Genomic DNA, 5,609 nt, shown 5'->3' with positions numbered 1-5,609 from the left:
GGAGCACCAAATTCCGTGATGCGTCAATATTTGACATCGCACCGCGTAAATCTGCCCATTCCCGCACTTCTGCCGGTGTGAGGGAATCCAGCCCCTGCATTCTGGCTTTTTCCTGAATTTCGCCTATCCGGGCACTGTAGTCACCTTGCAATGCCCGCAGCTCTTTGGCAACGGCAACGCACTGGTCAGCGCCTGAACACGTTGCTATCCGCTCCTGAACTTTGTCATATTCCTGCCGATATTTATCCCTGACGGCAGAACGGCAACTGGTATCACTCTGACAGTTGACCAGTTCCTCGCTCCTTGAACGATTCTGGTCAACGCTTAAATGGCGATTATCGACAACAGCTCTTAAAAATTACCAACCATAATCATCTTTCATGATTTGGTAAAATCTATCGTAAGCTGACTCTTCATTAGTAAAAACTTCCTTATATGTGATTTTTCCTCTATTGTTGTATATAACATCCCAGACTCCATCATGAGGGTTAATACATAGGCACTCTCCTTCTTTCAATCCATCTAAACTATAAATACCGTTAGGTACATTTTTATATTCAAGGATGGATACTAATTCTTGTCTTGTCACTTATTCTCTCCCAAGTAATGATTATCTAAATACCATTGAACAGGCTTAGGTAGTTCATATTGCGTTCCTTGCCCCTTTTGACCAAACCACGGCAATATCTTGCTTTTTGAAACACCATCTATAGGTTTTAGAACTTTATACACATTATAAGGTGCATTTGCAGAATAAGATGGTAATGCCCTATTCTCAAATGGTACTCCCACTGGTGATGTAAATGTTCCTTTTGTTGAACCATACCTATCAATAATTGCCCCATTTGGCAGCGTTACTTTCTCAACAGGACCATAAGCTCCCCGATTTGGCGGCCAAATTCCTAATGATTCCTGAACAGAACCCTCTGCTTTACTGTATTGTCCAAAGTTCGATGATTCTCTGGCAACCTGACTAGTAGTAACATTTTCTTTGACACGATTTGCTACCGTCTTAGCCACAGTAGCCTCTGCCGCTGTTTTGCCTACACCGATCACACCAGCAGCACCTACACCACCCGGCGTTAATGCTTCTGCAACCTGAATACCTGCATTATTTAGACAAATTGTTGGCGCAGCTTTACACCCTTCCAGTGCAGCTCGTGCCATTGCAGCAATTTCAGGTGTGGCGGCCACAATCTGGGCACCACCGGCTACTGCCATTCCTCCCGCAGAGACAATTAGGTTTCCATCAGCTATACCTTTAGCAATATTAGCCTTGCACGTCGTATCGCAGTCTGGTGTTTTACTTAACCAGAATCCAAGATCCGAGCCGGCTGCTGCGCCAAGGGCATTATTGTCCGCTGCATTCTTCCCTGCCTGCGCCCCAGTGAGGGCACTGGCGCTGGAGTCACCGGCAATACCACCGGCCAGCCCGGCCGCCAGAGTGGAAAGGGTGCTGATAGTTTGTTTTTGCTCTTCCGTTAACTCACTGACTTTTGCCCCGTCGCCGTAAAGTTGCTTTATCAGAACCTGAGCCGCCAGTTCACCCGACGCGGCACCGGCTGCCCCTGACAGGGCATTATTACCGCTGACCTCTGCCGCCACCGCACCTAAAATTGCATGGGCCAGCGTATTGGTGGCGATATCCACTTTATGAGTTTGTGGGTCAGTGGTCAGCTCTTTTATCACGCCCGCCAGATACGGTGAAGCGCCCCCGGCCAGCGCCTGACCGAGATTGTTCCCCGCTAAGCCCTGAATCGCTGCCGTAGCCGCCTGTAGGGCTTTCTGATAGGTTCCGCCGGTCCCAAAGCCCGAGTCATTCAGCGCCTGTGTGTAAGCGGTGTCATAAACTTGCTTATTGATATCCGCCGCAGTCGGGTGTGGATTGCCACTGTCGACCAGTTTTTTTCTGGCTGCCGCTTTGTCCGGTTCACTGATATGGTCCAGTTTCGCTTTCGCCGCTTTGGTGGCGATAATTTTCCCTTCCGTACTGGCTATCTCGGTCATCTGGGCGCTGATTTCGCCAATCAGTCGCGCCTGTTTCAGCCGTTGCTGCTCTTTTTCCTTGTCAAATATCGGACTGAGGACATTGGCGGCATTATCAGTATCGCGGCTGAGGGTCGCGATATCCTGCGTCTGATGCGCTTTATCCCGGATAATCAGGTTGCCGTCGCTGACGGCGGCGTGCGTGGTGCTGCTGTCATGGCCCTGGTTATGGGAACCGCTCAGCCCATTGACCGCCAGATTATTCAGGACCTGACCGGCGGTGGGTTGGCCGAGGCTGACGCCCGCGCTTTGCTGCTCAACAGTAAAGTCCGCTTGATTTTTAATATCCTTGAAGCCCAGCGTCCCGGTGTTCAGGGTGTTGTTGGCTTTGTCGGCTTGACTGGCTATCACCGCGCCGTCCAGTTGGGTGTGGTCGCCGACGTTAACCTGATAGCCGCCTTTGCCGGCAAACAGCCCGGTCTGCTCCTGCACGCTGTCATAGTTGCTGTGGAGTTTATTGCGGCTGGCATTGAGGCTCGCGGTGCCGTTAGTGAGGGGCCCCACGGTGGCGCTGACGCCCGCGCTGGCGTTGTGTTGCTGGCTGTCATAGCGCTGGCTGTCCTGCTCGCTGCTTAATGTCAAATGACGTTTTACGTCGGCGGTAATCTGCTCGCCGCTGACCTGAGCCCCTTTCAGCGTCGTGTCCCGGCCACTGTTCAGCCCGACGGCCTGTCCCGCCTGTAACGTGGTGTTAGTGTGACTGACGCCGTTGCCGTTTTCACGGCCGGTGCCCCGACTGACATTGGCCGAGACGTTCAGGCCGGTGCCCCCCGGCCCCGCGGTCAGGCCCACACCTAGCGAGCTGCCGTGGCTGCTGTTTTTGCCGGTAGTCTGTTCGGTGTTCTGGCTGGAGGAGAGTTGAATATCCCGGTTAGCATGGAGTTGCAGGTCTTTACCCGCCTGTAACTGGCTGCCCTGAATGCGGATATCGCCATGCTGGCCTGATGCGTCTTTGCCATCCCCTTTGGCGGTTATGGTCAGGTTATCCCCGGCAGTGAGATGGCTGCCCTGTTGAGTGGTCTGGCGGTGCTGCTGTTCTGAACGGGAAGACTGGCGACCGTAGGACAGGCTCACCCCGGCCAGATTGTTATTGCCTTTGTCGTCACTGCCCTGAGCCGCTGCCAGTCGGCCAGCCTGCACGGCTTGTACTCCGCTGAGGGCAGCTTGAGTATTTTGCAGCGCTTTCACTCTCGGGTCACTTTCAGTGCGGGCGGCTCTGGCGGTTTGCGCCGCGCTGTTGACGGCCCCGCCTGCTGTGCCGCTCAGCGCCACGGTTAAGCCGCTCTGTTTTTGTTCGGTTTTTGTTCGTGGTGTGATGGCGGTTTTCCGCGCTGGTGATATCAACCTGTTGACCGGCCAGCGTCAGGTCTTTACCGGCAATCACCTCGCTGCCGTGAACCCGGAGCTGTTCTCCGGCGTTGAGACTCACGTTACCGTGGCTGCTGCCGACCGTGCTGCCTTTACTCAGCTGGCTGTCACTGTCGGTGGTGACTTTCTGGCTGGCTTTGCCTAAGGTAAAACCAATCCCGCCCGTGCCCATCAGGCCCGATTTTTTCTCCTGCCGCAAGTGGGTTTCATCGTGCGCTTCCGCAGCGGCGGTGACGGTGAGCTGATGACCGGCGTTCAGGCTGACATCCTGCGTACCGGCGACATTGCTGCCGCTAATATGCAGGTCTTTACCGGCCCGGAGATTAACCTTATCGCCACTGAATGTGGTGCTGAGCGCCTGCCGGTCATGCACTTCGTCGTGGGTTTCCACTGACGATTTCGACAGCCAGCCTTTGCTGGTTTGTTTACTGTGTTCCACTAAATCGGATGAGGCCGTACCGGTGGTCAGCGTCAGGTTATTTCCGGCCTGCGCCGTCAGTTGTCGACCGGCGTTGACGTGGGCGGCGGTGGCGTTCAAATCCTGCCCGGCTTGCAGGGTCACCTCACCGGCGCCGGTTATCTGGCTGCCGATATCCTGTTGCTGGGTCAGATGGCGATAGTTATCTTTCCCCCAGTTGCCCTGTTCTGTACGGCGCGTGCTTAAGGCGTCCAGCGTCAGGTTATGGCCTGCGGTTATCTCGGTGTGACCGTCTTTACCGGCATTCTTGACGTCACTGGCGGTTAATTGCACATTGTTGATGGCGCTCAGCGATAAGGCGCCCTTATCGTTCCGCACATAGATGCCTGCCGGACGGTCTAACCAACGGTTAGCCTCATCCCCGCGTACCGTCGATGCGCTGGTGATATCGCGGCCTGTCAGAGTCACCCGGTCATCGCCCTGAATCCGGCCGCCCCGGTTGGTGAGCGTCTGTTGGGCCGCTAAATCCACTTTGCCGCCGCGAATAAAGCCGCTATTGGTCAGATTGTTGGCCGTCAGTTGGGTGACGTCACGCCCGCTAATCGTGCCGCTGTTGGTGATATCGCCCTGATTGTTGAGCGCCACGGTATTCCCGGCCAGCAAAGCGCCGTCACTGCTCAGGTCGCCCTGACGGACGCGGGCATAAACCTGCGGCACGGTGACCACCTCGGTCGTGCCATCCGGCAGGGTCACGGTTTGGTTAGTCAGCCAGATAATGTCTGAGGTCAGCAACGCCATCTGCGCCGGACTCAGCGCCACGCCCGGCGTTAATTGCTGCTGTTTGCCAAAAGCGACACCGGCATCCATCAGCGCTTTAAACTGGGCTTCGTCGTTGTTGTAGCCCGGCAGATAGCGCTGGCCGGTCAGTTGGGTGATTTGGTCACGCACCAGACGCTGTTCGTAGAACCCATCGCCCAGGCGTTTGTGAACCAGCGCCGGGTCGTGCGTTAACTGTTGCCGCATGTAGTCCGAGCCGAGCCACTGTTTATACTGGGTAAATTTCGGGTCGGTCTCGACCAGATAGTGGCTGTCGCTGCCCGGTTGCACGGTATACAGGCTGTTATCCGGCAGGCGGGTATCGGGCGTCACCACGCGTATTACCGGGTCGACAGTTTGCCCTTTGACGGTCTCCGGGGGCAAACTCAGTGGCTGATTTTTGATACCGTTCACCGGCGTGACCGCTGTGGGGGCAGAATGTATCTGACCGGTTTGTCGGTCTGTAATCGTGATATCGGTACCCTGTGGACGGGTATGCGCCTGCCAGGCCAGCGTTTTCAGGTCGAGGGTTTCTATGACGGGGGCAGGGTCATAATGGCTGCGGCTTTTTCCCTGTGAGGTTTTGGTGCCCCCGAATCCGAACTTTTTCTTTCTGGTTTTTTTGGCATACCAGTGGGTCTGGCTGCCAGTATCAGTGGTTACGCGTTCGCCCTGAGTAGCGATATTGTGCAGCTCGCCTATCTCCCCGTTTAGCGCCCCACCGGCGATAATTTGGCTGTCGTGATTGGTGACCTGCGCACTGTTGAGCGTCATATTGCCCCCGGCCAGAATTTTACCGGGGTCACTCTGTTTAACCTGAGTTTCCTTGACGGTCCGGGTGTACTGATATTCGTAAAAGTCATTACTGCGGCTGCCATCCGGCATGATGGCATCGTGCACTTTGTATTTATTGTGGCGGGAAGTGTCCACCTGCGACCAGTCGTAACGGGTGGTCTGGCCG

Annotated in this window: 2 protein-coding genes and 1 pseudogene; all 3 read right to left on the bottom strand. The window is 55.3% G+C overall.

The features are described 5' to 3' along the window. Nucleotides 1-358 precede the first annotated feature (358 nt). On the bottom strand, nt 359-589 hold the full coding sequence (locus C6H66_RS24550; RefSeq protein ID WP_046397856.1) for a hypothetical protein: 231 nt from the start codon (nt 587-589) through the stop codon (nt 359-361). Beyond that, entirely contained in the window at nt 586-1,167 is a 582-nt protein-coding gene (locus tag C6H66_RS24545) for a TNT domain-containing protein (RefSeq protein ID WP_248000821.1), read from the bottom strand. Before C6H66_RS24545 ends, C6H66_RS24550 begins: the two co-directional genes overlap by 4 nt. 177 nt (nt 1,168-1,344) lie before the next feature. After that, a pseudogene (locus C6H66_RS26260) lies at nt 1,345-5,609 on the bottom strand (hemagglutinin repeat-containing protein); the annotation flags it as partial.

The organism is Photorhabdus hindustanensis (genome assembly GCF_002968995.1).
Taxonomy (GTDB): Bacteria; Pseudomonadota; Gammaproteobacteria; order Enterobacterales; family Enterobacteriaceae; genus Photorhabdus; species Photorhabdus akhurstii.
Note: the sequence above shows the minus strand (reverse complement) of the source record. Positions and strands in the feature narration are given on the sequence as shown.